This is a genomic window from Desulfosediminicola flagellatus (genome assembly GCF_005116655.2).
Taxonomy (GTDB): Bacteria; Desulfobacterota; Desulfobulbia; order Desulfobulbales; family Desulfocapsaceae; genus Desulfopila; species Desulfopila flagellata.
On record NZ_CP050698.1, the window covers coordinates 6,511,343 to 6,526,454 of the forward strand.

18 protein-coding genes are annotated in these 15,112 nt (G+C 45.3%); 8 read left to right on the forward strand and 10 right to left on the reverse strand.

What is annotated here, in order from left to right:
- Positions 1-88 precede the first annotated feature (88 nt).
- Positions 89-817, forward strand: coding sequence for a FadR/GntR family transcriptional regulator (locus FCL46_RS26940; protein WP_136808571.1), 729 nt, complete (start codon positions 89-91; stop codon positions 815-817).
- A gap of 110 nt (positions 818-927) precedes the next feature.
- On the opposite strand, the gene FCL46_RS26945 is transcribed toward FCL46_RS26940, so the two are convergent.
- On the reverse strand, positions 928-1,359 hold the full coding sequence (locus FCL46_RS26945) for a hypothetical protein (RefSeq protein ID WP_136808570.1): 432 nt from the start codon (positions 1,357-1,359) through the stop codon (positions 928-930).
- A 295-nt stretch (positions 1,360-1,654) separates the two neighbouring features.
- On the opposite strand from FCL46_RS26945, the gene FCL46_RS26950 reads away from it, so the two are divergent.
- Entirely contained in the window at positions 1,655-2,344 is a 690-nt protein-coding gene (locus tag FCL46_RS26950) for an AzlC family ABC transporter permease (RefSeq protein ID WP_228723294.1), read from the forward strand.
- Entirely contained in the window at positions 2,320-2,643 is a 324-nt protein-coding gene (locus tag FCL46_RS26955; RefSeq protein WP_136808569.1) for an AzlD domain-containing protein, read from the forward strand. Before FCL46_RS26950 ends, FCL46_RS26955 begins: the two co-directional genes overlap by 25 nt.
- Positions 2,644-2,865: 222 nt before the next feature.
- On the opposite strand, the gene FCL46_RS26960 is transcribed toward FCL46_RS26955, so the two are convergent.
- The 5 genes from FCL46_RS26960 to FCL46_RS26980 form a co-directional block, all read right to left on the reverse strand.
- Positions 2,866-3,735 carry a DMT family transporter gene (locus tag FCL46_RS26960; RefSeq protein ID WP_136808568.1) on the reverse strand — a complete coding sequence of 290 codons (870 nt, stop codon included), beginning with the start codon at positions 3,733-3,735 and terminating at the stop codon, positions 2,866-2,868.
- A gap of 117 nt (positions 3,736-3,852) precedes the next feature.
- On the reverse strand, positions 3,853-4,224 hold the full coding sequence (locus FCL46_RS26965) for a cupin domain-containing protein (protein WP_136808567.1): 372 nt from the start codon (positions 4,222-4,224) through the stop codon (positions 3,853-3,855).
- A 389-nt stretch (positions 4,225-4,613) separates the two neighbouring features.
- Positions 4,614-4,826 (reverse strand): dodecin family protein, encoded by a 213-nt coding sequence (locus tag FCL46_RS26970; protein WP_136808566.1) that lies wholly within the window; start codon positions 4,824-4,826, stop codon positions 4,614-4,616.
- Between the two features lie 468 nt (positions 4,827-5,294).
- Positions 5,295-5,639 (reverse strand): TusE/DsrC/DsvC family sulfur relay protein, encoded by a 345-nt coding sequence (locus FCL46_RS26975; RefSeq protein ID WP_136808565.1) that lies wholly within the window; start codon positions 5,637-5,639, stop codon positions 5,295-5,297.
- A gap of 441 nt (positions 5,640-6,080) precedes the next feature.
- Positions 6,081-6,515: a winged helix-turn-helix transcriptional regulator gene (locus tag FCL46_RS26980; RefSeq protein ID WP_136808564.1), complete on the reverse strand. Its 435-nt coding sequence runs from the start codon at positions 6,513-6,515 to the stop codon at positions 6,081-6,083.
- 159 nt (positions 6,516-6,674) lie between these two features.
- Here FCL46_RS26980 and FCL46_RS26985 point away from each other — a divergent pair, with 159 nt between their 5' ends.
- A complete protein-coding gene (locus FCL46_RS26985) occupies positions 6,675-7,277 on the forward strand; it encodes a flavodoxin family protein (protein ID WP_136808563.1) in 603 nt (200 codons plus the stop codon).
- A 106-nt stretch (positions 7,278-7,383) separates the two neighbouring features.
- On the opposite strand, the gene FCL46_RS26990 is transcribed toward FCL46_RS26985, so the two are convergent.
- Positions 7,384-7,872, reverse strand: coding sequence for a dihydrofolate reductase (locus FCL46_RS26990; RefSeq protein WP_136808562.1), 489 nt, complete (start codon positions 7,870-7,872; stop codon positions 7,384-7,386).
- A gap of 444 nt (positions 7,873-8,316) precedes the next feature.
- Here FCL46_RS26990 and FCL46_RS26995 point away from each other — a divergent pair, with 444 nt between their 5' ends.
- The 4 genes from FCL46_RS26995 (at position 8,317) to FCL46_RS27010 (ending at position 12,413) form a co-directional block, all read left to right on the forward strand.
- Positions 8,317-9,687, forward strand: a complete 1,371-nt coding sequence (locus FCL46_RS26995) for a hypothetical protein (RefSeq protein ID WP_136808561.1) — start codon at positions 8,317-8,319, stop codon at positions 9,685-9,687.
- Between the two features lie 309 nt (positions 9,688-9,996).
- Positions 9,997-10,446 (forward strand): NfeD family protein, encoded by a 450-nt coding sequence (locus tag FCL46_RS27000; RefSeq protein WP_136808560.1) that lies wholly within the window; start codon positions 9,997-9,999, stop codon positions 10,444-10,446.
- Positions 10,447-10,486: 40 nt separating this feature from the next.
- Entirely contained in the window at positions 10,487-11,446 is a 960-nt protein-coding gene (locus FCL46_RS27005) for an SPFH domain-containing protein (RefSeq protein ID WP_136808559.1), read from the forward strand.
- Between the two features lie 46 nt (positions 11,447-11,492).
- Entirely contained in the window at positions 11,493-12,413 is a 921-nt protein-coding gene (locus FCL46_RS27010) for a DMT family transporter (protein WP_136808558.1), read from the forward strand.
- A gap of 223 nt (positions 12,414-12,636) precedes the next feature.
- Here the strand turns inward: FCL46_RS27010 and thpR are convergent, their stop codons facing one another.
- The 3 genes from thpR to FCL46_RS27025 form a co-directional block, all read right to left on the reverse strand.
- Complete coding sequence (thpR, locus tag FCL46_RS27015; protein WP_136808557.1) at positions 12,637-13,179, reverse strand: RNA 2',3'-cyclic phosphodiesterase; 543 nt, start codon at positions 13,177-13,179, stop codon at positions 12,637-12,639.
- Positions 13,176-13,949, reverse strand: coding sequence for a tRNA threonylcarbamoyladenosine dehydratase (locus FCL46_RS27020; protein ID WP_136808556.1), 774 nt, complete (start codon positions 13,947-13,949; stop codon positions 13,176-13,178). The genes thpR and FCL46_RS27020 overlap by 4 nt, the downstream gene beginning before the upstream one ends.
- Positions 13,950-14,057: 108 nt before the next feature.
- Positions 14,058-15,110 (reverse strand): ABC transporter permease, encoded by a 1,053-nt coding sequence (locus FCL46_RS27025; protein ID WP_136808555.1) that lies wholly within the window; start codon positions 15,108-15,110, stop codon positions 14,058-14,060.
- Positions 15,111-15,112: the final 2 nt, after the last annotated feature.

The window sequence follows — 15,112 nt, forward strand, 5'->3', positions numbered from 1 at the left end:
AAGATAAAATTCAGTTAGCACTCATTGCTAATTGAATGTTCGCTTAGCTGTGACTTGGTCAGACCAATAATGATTACCTGGTATTTATATGGACGCAGTGTTTAAAGAAGTAAAAGTTGAAAAGGTTTCGGACAAGATTGTCACTCAATTAATTGACCTTATCACTGAAGGCCGACTGTTGCCGGGCGAAAAACTCCCTAGTGAACGACGTTTGACTGAATTGTTTGGTGTCGGCAGGTCGTCGTTGCGCGAAGCGCTGAATACGCTTGAGACACTCGGCTTTATTGAGATCAAGAAACGCAAGGGCAACTACGTGAAAAACGTGGATGCGGCAGTGCCTCTCAGCCCGCTAAAAAAAATCATGCAGGTTGATCAGAAGCGGATTGTTGAATTGTATGAAGTTCGACGTAGTATCGAACAATCTTCTGCACGAGAAGCAGCAGAGATCAGAACTGAAGAGGATCTGGAGGCAATTTATCAGGCGCTTCAGAAGTTCAGGCTGGAAAGTGGGAAAACTGATTTTTCCTGGGAGAATGAGATAGCCTTCCATCTGGCTATTGCCCGGGCGTCTCATAATTTCCTGCGGCTGCACACCTTGAAATCCATTTTTGATTTTGCCCGTGAGTTTCTCCAACCCGTATTGCATAATTATATTTGCAGTGAAGAGCGAATGGCTGTTGTGCTTGAGCAGCATCAGCTTATCTATGAGGCTATCAGGGATCAGGATGCTGATTTGGCAAGGCAGTTGATGAGGGAACATCTTTTTGGGACAAATCAAAAACTGTCCGATTTCTTCGCGCGTACACAGCGAGGATAGCACACTTCTCAACACGAGAACGTCGCTGAAAGGTAAAGCTGTCACTATTGAGTGTCGCGATATGTTTAAGGACCTGCAAATGGATATTTGCAGGTCCTTTTTTTGTATCTTTAGAGATCTAACTCTTTTGTCAGCTCAAACACCAGGGGGTGTTTGCCGATACCTTTGGCTTTTCGTATTGCCGGGATGAATGTTATTTTTGTACCAAAGCTGCTTGGGCTTTTGAGTTTGAACCAGACAAGTCTGGGGCTTAGGTATGTGGCACCGTCGATTGCTTCTATTTCTGAGATGTCTATCTCTTCGGTTCTCAGGAAATTGGAGACCTGAATCGTTTTTTTTCCCATAGATACTTTTTTGACAGTACCTGTGGAAAAAAAGATAAAGACAGCGAATGAGGCCCATATGACTATGTACTGCAGCCATTTCGGATTATCGGGGCCATCAAGCAGAATTTCGTGGGTACCCAGCCCGAAGCCTACGATCCAGATAAGGATAAAGACAAACTTGTAAAAAAATGTGAATGGTGACGACAGTTCCTTCATGATTAGCATTCTCAGGTAAAATTAATATGATGCGCCTTCTGGTTGCCAGGGTGGGTGGTCTTTAGTGCCTGAACCCAAACTACCACATTATATCATAACTATCCCACCTTTTAGCGGCTGTGACACGAACTGTTATGCCTGGATTTTAAGAAAACTGTATCTGTTGCATTTTTCTGTTACATGTTTTCATATTATCTTCTCAGCACCGTGACGTGTTGTGTGAGTTGTCGTAACCTTTTAAAGGTTTGCTATTGTAAGAAGAAACGTAACTACGTATCAGGAAAGGGATGTAACAGTGCTTTCATCATTTTTACATGGAATGCGCCAGGCTATACCGATTGTTCTGGGGTATATTCCTGTCGGTTTTGCTTATGGTGTTCTGGCCCAAAAGAGTGGACTTGGCCTGCTTAATGCGGTGGCAATGTCCGTTATTGTTTTTGCGGGTAGTGCCCAGCTGATTGCTGCAGGTTTATTCGGTGCCGGTGCTGCTCCTCTGGCTATTATACTCACTACGTTTGTGGTGAATCTTCGTCATCTGTTGATGTCGGCAGCCCTTGCGCCTAAACTGAACGGTTGGAAGAAATGGCAGATTGCACTTTTCGGCTATGAACTCACTGATGAGACCTTTGCCCTGCATACTATGCGTATGGCAAAGTCTCAGCCACCCATTGCTGAGACATTCGGTGTTAATTTTACAGCACAAGCTTCATGGGTTATAGGCAGCCTGGCGGGATATCTGGCAGGTGGACAAATCGCGGATGTCAGACCGGTAGGACTTGATTACGCACTTCCAGCTATGTTTATAGCCCTTCTTGTGCCTCAGCTGGTAAAGCCGGTTTATCTTGTGATGGCGGTTCTGGCGGCAGTCATTTCTGTCACCTTGTGTCTGCTGGGTTTTAGTCAATCTCACGTAATTGCAGCCACGGTGATAGCTTCCACCGTAGGCCTTGGAGTGGAACAATGGATGAATCGCTCGTCTTTTTAACGCTACTGGGAATGGGGGCGGTTACCTACATTCCCAGACTGTTACCGATGTTACTGCTCTCCGGGAAAAATCTTGCACCCTGGATTGCACGCTGGCTAAGCTTTGTGCCGGCTACAGTGCTTGCGGCATTGCTAGCCCCTGGATTAGTCTGTAGTGAAGGCCGTCTAGATGTGAGCGTTCAGAACATCTATCTGCTTGCAGCCATTCCCACCTTTTTTGTTGCCTGGCGGTTTAAAAGCTTTTTTGGCACGGTTGCAACCGGAATGGTCTTGGTAGCACTAGTAAGGTATATCACTTAGAACTGCCATTTACCCCAAATCCTTCGTTTTTCCAGCATCATGCATAAACTGGCAGTGTGCGTTAGGACTTAGGTAAAAGGACTGAGTGTTTCAGAAACATAGTGCATTCTCAAAGCAATTTACTCAGTCCTAAACCCTTTAACCTCAGTCCTTTTGCTGTATTTTTAAGCACCCCACGTAATCTGTAAGGCTGATTTCCTGACTTAGGAATAATAGCCAGTTCTAGTCCATTGCCCTAGCCTGTTGCCTCAGTCCGAGCAAAGAGTGAAGTGTTAAGGCTCCAATCACAACAGAACCTCCGATAAGGGCAGCATCTGCAGGCCTTTCACCAATTATCCACCATATTAACAAAGGTCCCAGCACGGTCTCTAGCGGCATAAGCAGGCTGACTTCGGGGGCGGAAATATAGCGGGGCCCGAGGGTGAGCAGAGCAAAAGCTACTGAAAGTGTGAGGCTGAGGGTGACCAGCAGGAGTATAGTACGCATATCCAGCATGGTAAACTCAGCAGGGAAAAAGGCAAAAAGGGCAGTGAGCAGTCCGCTGATTGCTGTTGCAGGGATCATATTGCATGATCTGCTAAGCCGTGTGATTGTGAATGCCCCTGCCATAAACATCGAACACAATACTGCAAATATATCTCCGGTCAGTGTTCCTCCTCCTAGGCCGTCTGAGACAATATATCCGATAGAGGCGATAACGATGATCATGGTTATCATGGTTCGGAGTGGGATGTTCTCCTGCAGAAAGAGGCGACTGTAGAGTGCTGCAAACATTGAGGATGCGCTGATAATGATAAGTGTGTTGGCTACAGTGGTAAAATAAAGCGAGATAACGAAGCAGGTGGTGCTGAAGGAAAAAAGTATAGCAATCCACAATCCCGGTAGGCCAATCCTGCGGAACTGTTCCGGAGTGTTTTTCCCATGAATTATTGCGGTGAGCAGTGTGAGAAAGAGTGCCAGAGTAATCCCCCGGTAAAATAACAGGGACCATTTTTCAATAGCAAGAAGTCGTACGAGCAGTGTATCCGGTGAGATAGCCAGCACACCCGCTGTGGTAATAAGCAGCCCTTTGGCCTGGATGGAAAGTTTCAAAATAGTCCTGTCCTGAAGTGGATTAATGGAGCTGTTGAGTGCAGTCCTTTTTAGAGTCTTGACTAAAAATAGAAGTATCTTTTACGTCATTCAAGCTCTTGAGACATTAAAAAAATATCACTTCTTTTCCAGGTCAACGTAACATTCAGGTGTGAATCTCGGAGTGCAGAGAGCATAAAATATCAGGTCACTATCACCGATATTGGTGATGCGTTGGCGAACTTCAGAAGGGATTCTAACGACATCTCCATTGTTTACTTCGGTGGGTGGCAACGTGCCAACTTCTACCAGGCCTCTGCCTGAAAGAATGAGATACCTCTCTTCAACTCCTTTTAACAGATGCCAGGCTGTTGTAACTCCAGGCTCCACTCTTGCTCTGGCGATAGAAAGATTTTCATCATTGTGATCGTTTGATAATTCACTGATAAAGCATCGTTCTTCTGTAAAGAATTCAGCCGGATCAGTAGTGTGTTGTATTGACGTTTTCATGGTTTGTAAGAGAAATTTGAGTAATGCAGGTTAGGAGAGATATGGTTAGTTCACAACATCTGGCTAATATACCCTAAAAAAACTGAAAGGGCTGGTTTTGTCTGAGGGGCTATCGAGAGGTTGTTTCCATTCGATAGATCATTAGGAGGCTGTCTGAGAATGGCCTTATTCTCAAAATTCCTATTCCCGGAAAGCCTCCCCGATGGTTCATGATCCAGGCATGTTTTCGTTGTTTACCGAAGGATAAAAATTGAACACACAACGCTGATATTGAGCCAGTGGCGAGTTTTCGGTCAGGAACTATCAAGAAGGTCGGATACTTTTTATGGAAAGTAGTTGATAGAGCCAGGAAGGCTGAATTACACTGGTTCCTCCCTGGCTGTATGAGGTTAATCGGAGAGGAGTTTAAACGATAGCTGCATACGGGTTCTATAACAGAGCCCTTTTTCTCCTTCTATTTTCATGTCCAGTTTGGTGACTTCGGCGACGCGGAGGTCCCTTATGCTGAGTCCAGCAGATTCTACAGCGTTTTGAGCAGCTTCTTCCCAAGAAACAGGGCTGGTTCCTACCAGTTCAATCACTTTGTATACACTTGATGACATGAAGATTCCTCCTTTTACAGCTGTTTTCTGTGGTACCTGTTGCGGCATTCGTGTCGCAGGGACATGTGAAGGCTGTGTAGTGCCGAACAGGTTCATTTGCCGCGAGCTGGCGTGTTTAGCCTGCAAGGTGGTGCTGAATAAACTGACAAACATTTGGAGAACTATTTAATTATAGCGGTCTTGGTGATGAAAATGAAGATGAAAGGGAAGGCTATAGCGGATTGTTGCATTTGGGGCATGTGTTAGGTAGGGTTGGTGTCATATACAGGATGTATATGAAGCCTCCCGTCGGAAATATTGTGTCGACGGGAGGCTGCGGAGGAGATACATGCTACAGCGGATTTTTTATGACATTGTTAACACATCTTTTAATCTGAAACGCAAGTGCATCGTGAGTTACAGAGCGATCTCTACTGGTTGTCGTTCAGGCGCGGCCACAGAATTACTCAGCAGAGGTCTTTTGTTTTTTTAGAAACACAACTCCTTAAGAGGTACGCCTGCAAGTGTACTTGCCTGCTGCACGCCTTTAGGAAATAAATTGTAAAAATACTGCGGGGTACCTTTTTCAGCTCCATGCTTTTTGGCAATCTGGGCTGCAACAAGGCGTACCACAGGGTAGCGTTGACGCTCTTTGTAGGTAGCCCTGATATATTGCAGAGCGGTGTGGTGCTCATCCTGCAAGCTGATGTCTGCTTTTTCCGCTAACCAATTCAGGATGTCTCCGTCCCAGGCATCTATGTCCGAGAGTTGATTGTTGTTAGTGATTGTATACTCTTTGCCGTTGACTTCGATTGTGTACCTAGGGTCTTTCATTGCTGCCTCCTGTTTACTGAAAACTGCTTCGAAAAGCTTTACTTCAGAAAAAACGTTACAGATGTTACATGAAAATCCCTCCCTGAAGAGGGCGCCGAAAAACTGGTACTGATATTCATTGCTGCTATATCCTGACACGCTGTGGAGTGCTACTTACAGCATGTTATTTTCTTATGCACATTATTCGAATACCACTCCAAATGAGCAAATGCAAGAAAAAAACGACAAGGTACTACGCTGTGTAACCTATTATAATTCCGTGTAAAAATGGCACGACTGAGTGGTATGCTACGCTGTAATATTAACTGGAACAACTGTTAGGTATTGATGGCGAAACGGAGATGTCAGCGGTAGATTTGAGGTGTGGTGCCACCATCCGGTAAAGCTAAAAATCAGATAGGTGGCAGGCAGTTCACGGAGGGGAGCACAGTATAAAAACGATCAATTACGGAGTTGTTGCAAATATTTTTCAGCAATAGTGGGTGGAGAGGCATTTTCATACTCCTGGAGCGAAGAACTGCCTTCTGCATCTATTGTGTGTTCATATTCAACTCCCCAATCACGCATTTTAAGGAGAATCGGGATTAACTGAACACCCGGGGGTAATAAAGAGTATTCGACCTTTGGAGGGATTTCACGGTAAACTTCTCTATGAATCAATCCATCTTTTTCGAGTTCACGCAATTGGCGGGTGAGCATTCTCTCTGTCACGTCGGGAATTGAACGGCGGAGTTCACCAAATCGCATCACGTTTTCCAAAGCCAGCTGGTAAATAATGATCGGTTTCCATTTTCCGCCCATCACCTGCAGTGTAAGCTCAAAAAAACATCTGTATTCTTTTTCTCTATATTTCTTAACATTACAGGGTTTAACCATTGTACGAACCTCTATACTATACTTTTTGTCAGTACCTGCTAAAAATGACAGTACTTGTGGTGATTGATGACGGCTATTATATTCCCCCCGTATCTGAGTGCAAGAAACAAAACGGGTTCGAGTGGTATTGGATCAAAAAAAATCTAAATGGGTGAACAAATGTACGCATTAGCGATAAATGGAAGTCCACGTAAAGGTGGTAATACCGAAATATTATTGAAGTCCGCATTGGCACCACTCCAAGGTGCTGGTTGGGAAACAGAACTTGTACAGGTCGGCGGCAAGCCTGTTCGTGGATGTATTGCCTGTGGAAAATGCGGTGAGAGAAAAAATCTGAAGTGTGCCCTTGATAAAGATATTTTCAATGATGTGATGGCTAAAATGGTCAAGGCTGATGCGCTTATTCTTGGTTCGCCAACGTACTTCACAGACGTCAGTTCGGAGATGAAAGCGATTCTAGATCGTTCAGGCTATGTCGCTCTAGCCAACGGTAGCGCATTCAAAGGGAAAATCGGTGCAGCGGTTGTGGCAGTACGACGTGCGGGTGCAACACATGTTTATGACACCATTAATCATATGTTTTTGATAAATCAGATGATTGTGCCAGGTTCAACGTATTGGAATCTTGGAATCGGACGGGATAAAGGCGAGGTGGAGTCTGATGCGGAAGGATTACACAATATGGCTAACCTTGGCGAAGTCATCGCCTGGCTTGGTGCAGCAATACAGCCGCATAAAGAGACATTTCCTGAAACCAAATAGCAGATATCTGCAGTGAAAATTTCACATGCAGGTGTGTAAAATACAAGCGGCCACATCCAATACTGGACTGGCCGCTTTGGTGTTTAAATGACGTTGTAGCGCTGAGTCATGCAGCCGGCGGGATGCGTTTGTAATAATAGATGGTAAATGGTTCGGTTCCACCTGTATGGCGCTCTTTTGCGATTTCCTGAAAGTCATAATCTGAAAATTCAGGAAAATAGATATCTCCGTCTACAGCTCTGTCCAGAACTGTAAGGATAATATTGTCTGCAAAAGTGAGTGACTCTACAAAAATAGAATGGCCGCCAAGTATGAACACCTTTTCTTCGCTGCGAGCAATAGAAAGAGCAGACTCGAGTGAGGTCGCAGTGTCTGCACCTTCTATAGTGTAATCAGCGTTGTGACTGACAACGATATTTTGTCGTCCCGGCAATGGCTTCTTAATCGATTCGTAGGTAAGGCGTCCCATGATGACTGGATATCCCAAAGTTGTTCGTTTGAAAAATTTAAGTTCTTCAGGGATATGCCATGGTATGGTATTGTCGCGTCCAATGACCCGGTTGGTTGCCATAGCTGCGATAAGAATGACTTTCATATTTTCTTCATCTAACATGGTAGAGTTGAAAAAAATCTTGTAATTACTGAGTGTTCGGTTAAATATTACAACAACTATACATGCCGTAGAGGTTGTTTGTCAATACTGTCCGCAATTCCACGTGAGTGAGGTAGTTGAAGTTGTTGAGACATGCAACTTGCAGGTTCACTGATTAAACAGGTAAAAAAATCTGTCTCGATTAACTGTTATGTGATTTGAGCGTTGTCTCTTTAGGATACACTGGAGCAATGCGAAATGGTAGACCTATATCCCCCCTTTCCTGAATAAATGGTCGACGAATAGGTTGAGATGTTGTTCCAATACGTCGCTCAGTATGCAACCGACAGGTTGCATGCTATGACCGGTTTTCCGATGTAGCAGATATCTGTAAAAAGCAAGATTAGAAGATTGACAGCAGGTTGTTTATGCGCTGGGAGGAGTGTAATGAAGATGCAATGTCCCCATTGCGGGGTGAAAGGTTCGGTAGACGATTCCTACGAAGGCAAAAAGATGCGATGTCCCAAATGCACTGGGATATTCATAGCAGAAAAAGAACAGGCGCTGGTCGAAGACATTCTGCAGGAATTTACAGGCCATAACATCAAGCAACCTGTGAATCTGGTACAAACGTCTCCTGAGCAGGATGCCCAGGAAGAAGAAATTAATGACCTGTTGAATGAAGAAGCTATATCGGCAGAGATAGTGCAGGAGGGTATTTCTGTAGATGAGTCTGAGAATGCTGATGAACCTGAGATGGTTGAAGAGTCAATTGTTTTAGATGACCAGGATGATATCACAGAGCTTATGATGGAAAAAGACACCCTCACTGATGATGAGAGTGTTGAGGAAATATCCCTTAAAGAGCCTGCTGATTATGATCCTCCGCTGGCTAACTCTTTGCCGGATGAACCGATAGACAATTTTGACAGTTTTGAGGATGAGCAGGCACAGATAAATCTGACAGAACCACCAACATGCGGTCGTTGTGGTAAGGTAGCGGCAGGTAGAGAAGAATATCTTGAACTTGAAGGTAAGCTTTTCTGTCCCTTGTGTGCTCCGGAAGTTGAAGATGAACTGCTTACTGCCGCTCAGGCGGCAGGAGCTGTTGCGGGTAACGTTGGGACGCCGGTTGCAGGATTTTCCTCTGTAGCAGATTCAACCACCTCCGATGACTGGGAGAACTTTACAGTAGGTGAGGCACTGAGGCGTTCCTGGAAACTGACCAGTGGTGTTAAGTTGCCTATGTGGGGCAGTCTGCTGGTTATGACTCTTGTAATGATTGTGATCGGTCTTGGAATTGAGCTGGTTTCAAAGTTCGTCTCCTCTGATGTTGCGGGAGTTTTGGTGATAGTGGGGGAGATCGCCAACTACATAGTTTCTACCGTTCTCACCGCCGGCCTGATGTATATGGGAGTTAAGCGTGCAGCGCGCAGGCAGGTGGGATGGAAGGATGTATTCAGTGGTTTCAATGTTGCAGTGAAGATAACCATTGCTATGATTTTACAAACAATCCTTATCACTGTCGGTATGTTCCTGCTTATTTTGCCGGGTATTTATCTGATGGTAGGATATATGATGACTCTGCCGCTGATAATTGACCAAAACATGTCACCCTGGCAGGCAATGGAGACATCACGTAAGGCTATCCATAAGGTCTGGTGGAAAATTTCTGGCCTATATCTGGTGGTCAGCCTGATTGTCATGGTGTCAACAATACCTGCGGGTATTGGTCTTATCTGGACTATTCCTATGTCTATGGTTCTTGTAGGAGTTGTTTACCACTATCTTTTCGGCAAACAGAAAATAGCTGACTAAGCAACTAATAGATGCATAATAAAAAGAGGCGCAGGGAGTAGGCTGTATACTATTCCCAGCCTCTTTTTTTAGTTAGTGCTTGAATGAAAACCTGCAATTTTTTTCAAGTTCAAGACGGGCGATAATTTTAAGCGGAAGAATACACTAAGTATCTCGGAGTCTCGTGCCTCGCTTACCGGGAGTCTCGTGCCTCGCTTACCGGGAGTCTCGTGCCTCGCTTACTTAAGGGTTAAAATTTGAGACCAATGAAGAAATTGAGGGAAAATGGCTTTTTTTTGGTTGAGCATTAGTTAGACATGAGGAGAAAAAATGGATCTTAGTACACCAAGTTTATTCTGGTTTGTTGGCGGTATCGTTTTGTTTCTTCTTGAAATGTTTGTTCCTGGATTTGTGTTGTTTTTCTTTGGTACAGGAGCTTGCCTCACGGCACTTGTGACGTTAATTTTCGATCTGACCCTTAATGGTCAGATCCTGGTGTTTATCTTTGCCTCATTATTGTCGCTGGTTTTGCTTCGTCGTTATGTCAAAAACACCTTTATTGGTGATTCCGTGGCTTCAGGCAAAGATAGTGCGCTGGCTGCACATGGTACCAGAGTAGAGGTGATAGATGAAATTGTACCGCCAGCTGAAGGAAAAGTGAAATATTCAGGTTCAACCTGGCGGGCACGTGCTACAGAGAAAATCGAGGCTGGAGAGATTGTACAGATCATCGAACAGGATGGGCTGATCATGACTGTTAAAAAGCTGGAAGATGCATAGTTGAAAACCTTGCATTTCCTTGCAACACGGGGAGATTACCATGGAAGCAAATTTAATTGCTCTTGTAGTTCTATTAGTATTTGTAATTTTTGTACTTGTAAAGACTGCTGTGATAGTTCCTCAACGGACGGAAGTTGTTGTTGAGCGGCTTGGGAAATATCGAACAACATTGGATGCTGGGTTCCATATCCTCATTCCATTTATGGACAAAGTGGCATATCGACGGTCACTCAAAGAGGAACCGATTGATATTGCAGCTCAGACCTGCATCACTATGGATAACGTGACTCTTGAGGTTGATGGAATCCTCTATCTTCAGGTTGTGAATTCCAAAATGTCAGCATATGGAATTGAGGATTATCATTTTGCAGCATCTCAGCTGGCTCAGACCAGTCTGCGTTCAGCTATTGGTAAAATCACACTCGATTCAACTTTTGAGGCCCGCGAAACACTGAACGGCCAAGTTGTTAATGCACTTGACGAAGCGGCCTCAAACTGGGGCGTAAAAGTTCTGCGTTATGAGATTAAGGATATCCAGCCTCCACGTACTGTACTTGAGGCGATGGAAAAACAGATGAGGGCCGAACGTGAAAAACGGGCGGAGATTGCGCGATCTGAAGGTCAGAAGCAGGCAATCATTAATAAGGCTGAAGGTGATCGGGCAGAAGCTATCTCACTGTCTGAAGGTGAGAAAATGAAGCGAATCAATGAGGCGGAAGGTCGTGCTCAGGAGATTCTGCGGGTTGCAGAAGCTAACGCAGAGGGCATTCGCAGGATAGCCGAAGCATTGTCAGCTCCAGGTGGGCAGGAGGCTGCAAATCTTGATGTGGCCAAGAAGTATATCGAAGAGTTCGGTAAGTTGGCAAAAGAGAATAATACCATGATCGTTCCTGGTAATCTGACCGATATTAGCGGCATGGTTGCAACCGCAATGTCAACATTGAGTCATGTTAAAGGCACAGGAACAACAGGAACAACAGGAACCAGTCAAGGAGCTTGATGTACGTTATGCTTGAGGAGATTCAACGACCAGTTTTGGGGGAAATGTGCTGCATAGTAAGATAGGTAGAATTCATCCAAGGCCATTTATCCATCTCCTCATGGTTGTCAGTGCTATCCTCGTTTCCACATCGTTTACAGTTGGGGCTGCCATTGCCGCAAAGCTTGATCCGGCAGTCCTGACGTTGTTACGTTTTTCAATAGCAAGTGTTATTCTTGCTCCGCTCATCCACCATCGCTATTCTCTTCGTGTTTCCTGGTCAATGCTTGGCCGCTGTTCCCTTATCAGTGCCTGCCTGGTTATTTTTTTCTGGTGCATGTTTCTGGCTCTCAGATATACAACCGCCCTGAACACCAGCGTGATTTTTACGCTCGTGCCGACGATTTCATCGTTTTATGCTTTATTGCTGGTTGGTGAACGATTGCGAAAGTGGCAGGGGATTGCACTTTTGGTAGGGATGACCGGTGCGATATGGGTAATTTTTAAGGGAGATCTAGGCGCGCTACTCTCTATGGACTGGAACAGGGGTGATCTGATCTTTCTTGCAGGCTGCTTCTGTATGGGATTTTACACCCCCCTGGTCAAATGGCTGCACAGGGGGGAGTCGATGTTGCTTATGACTTTCTGGGTTCTTGTGACGGGTAGCGGATGGCTGGTGCTGTTTGGCGGCAGCCATCTTATCGCGGTGGACTGGGCATTGATTGAAGCGACAACCTGGGCAGGAATTCTCTATCTTGCCTTTTTTACAACGGTCATCACATTTTTCCTCACCCAGTACTGCATTCCGTATATCGGACCAACCAGATCAATGGCGTATTCGTATCTTTATCCGGGATTTGTGTTGTTGATTGATCTTGTGCTGGGAAATGGCCTGCCTCCATTGAACGTGCTGCCTGGGATCGGTGTTGTTCTTTTGGCAATGGTTGTTTTGCAGGTCCATTCCGGGGTGGCAGAGAACGAGTTGTAAGCCACTGCTCCGGATCACGTAAATTGTGCCTGAACGAAAACCTGCAAATTTTCTAAAGTTCAAGGCGGGCAATAATTTTAACTGCGAGAATATACTTCGTATCTCGGAGTCTCGTGCCTCGCTTACCGGGAGTCTCGTGCCTCGCTTACCGGGAGTCTCGTGCCTCGCTTACCTGAGCATTGAAATTTGAGACCAACGAAGAAATTGGGGAAGTTGGCGGTTTTCAGTCGGACACTAGAGAGAAAGTCGATTCTGAAGTGTGTGCAGCACCTTTGGCGGAAAGGGTGCTGCTGTATAGATGGAATCTGTCGACTGAAAAAGGCGGAGTCTCAAAAAGACTGTTTCCGGCAAGGAACTGTGTAACCCGTTTTATCGGGCTGTTTCTCAGTCTGGCAAGGGTTATGTGCGGGCTGAACTTCCTCGTATCTCTCGGAATGCCTATTTCCCAAAGTACTCTTTCTATATCATTTCTAAGTTTTATCGTCTCGATTACGGGATCAATCCCAACCCAGAGTACGCGTGGATTTCCTCGTGGAGGAAAATGACCGACATGTTTCAGGCATATCCTGAAAATGAGTTGGGAAACGGTTGCCAGTGCTTCATTGATATCCTCTATTAGACTGGTCTCCACATCACCTAAAAATTTCAGAGTAAGGTGGAGTTGATCTGTAGGGACCGTCCGTGAACCGGGAATAGAACTACCCATTCCGCAAATGAGCATGCGGATATCGTCGGGAATATCTATTGCAATAAAGAGCCGTTTCATGACTTGTCGGGTGTGAAAAGTGGTCCTGCTTCTGATGCGAGTTGCATAATGGCCTCGTTTGCCAGTGTCAGACCGAAAATACCGGTAACTGTGGGCAGGCTACCGAGTACGTTACGTTCCCGTCCTCTGTCTGAATGTGGTGTTTCACCAACCTGAACATCTTCGTTTGGCTGGGTGTAGTCAAAGTCAACCTTCTCAAATGAATAGACACAACTTATCCCGCGGTCAACCCCCCTTCGGCGAAGCCTCTTACGCACATGTTTTGCCAGGGGGCAATTGGTTGTAGAGAAAATATCGGCTATACGCACCTTTGTGGGATCTGTCCTAAGTGCCGCCCCCATTGAGGAAAGTGTCGGTATTTTTCGTTCATAGGCACCAACGAGCAACTGAACTTTCGGATTAAGTGAGTCGATGGCGTCTATGAGAAGATCAGGGGCTGGCTCAAGTATAGTATCAAGTGTTTCTTCTGCGGTGAAGATAGGAAGGGCTTCAACATTACAGGCTGGGTTGATAGCCAGTACCCGCTCTTTGGCAGCGACAGCCTTGAGCATTCCAAGAGTAGACTCAAGGGCAAGAATCTGCCTGTTTATATTGGTAGGCTGGATGGTGTCAAAATCAATCAGGCGAAGATTGCTGATACCGGCACGGGCAAGACCTTCGACAACATAGCCGCCGACAGCACCAAGGCCGACAACAGTAACAGTGCGGGATTGAAGTCGTTCAAATCGTTCCTGGCCAAGCAAGCGCTGAATTCGTGAAAAGCGTTCCATAAAATCACAATCGAATAAGAAAAATATAAAATATCGTGTTAACTGGTGTCTGGAGGTATGCTTCAGGCAAATACCGAACAGACATCTGTAAACTGTAAGGGTACAGGCCTATTCATTCCAGGAAAAAATCCGTGAGGCAATAAGCAGAAAGAGCAGGGTGGTAAGAGCAAGTACACTGCACTCCATCTGTACATCAGAAAATGTCGCCGCTTCGCTCATTACCTTTCTTGCTGCTTTAAGTAAATGGGTTAGCGGGAAAAGTTGAGAGAGGGTGTGAACCCATTCCGGCGACCCTTCCAGAGAAAACCACACCTCAGAAATAAACATCATTGGCAGGGATATAAAGTTTAATACACCACTTGTAAACTCTTCACTGGTTCCGCGTGCCGCGAGAATGAGTCCGATGGCCGAGAGGTTGAGTCCACCAAGGAAAAATATAAAAAAGAGTAGCGGGTACGAGCCGAGCATCTGGAAATCAAATATCATGTCGGCACCAATCCATACAACCACCAGCGTGAACATCAGAACAAATATCCGCGAGAGCATCAGGGCGGTAAGGTATTCGAAGGCAGTAAGAGGCGTTGCTTTCAGCCGTTTTAGTGTACCGTTTTTACGGTAACGTACAACAATATAGCCGACTCCCCATAGTGCGGAAAACATCATGTTCATGGCAAGAATACCAGGGAAAAGCCAATCGACATACCGTGTCTGCATGCCATCGATAACTTGTTTTTCTGCTACACTTTTGCCATCAAGAAACGAGACCAGAAAGAGTTTTTCGGCAAGGCCACCATTAGGCGAAGCATCATTTATCCAATACTTATGATCTGTTGAGTTACCGTCGAGAAGCAGGTCAATTTTATGTTTGCGCAACTTTTCGACTCCCTGTGCTTTATCGGCAATAGGGATAAACGTTATATGTCTGTCATCTTTGAAGGAATCAGGAACAGCTGTTTCTGCAAACGCAACGGATTCGCTTTGCTGCGGGAAAACACCTACTTTGAACTGCGTGTATTCTTTGCCTTCAAAAACAAGACCAATTCCGAGGATGAGCAGAAACGGAAAGGCAAAATTCCAGCCGAAAGCAGCTTTGTCCCTGAAAAATTCATGGTTCCTGGCAACGAAAATTGCCAGCATTCGTTTGATGGATGGAAGTTGCATGA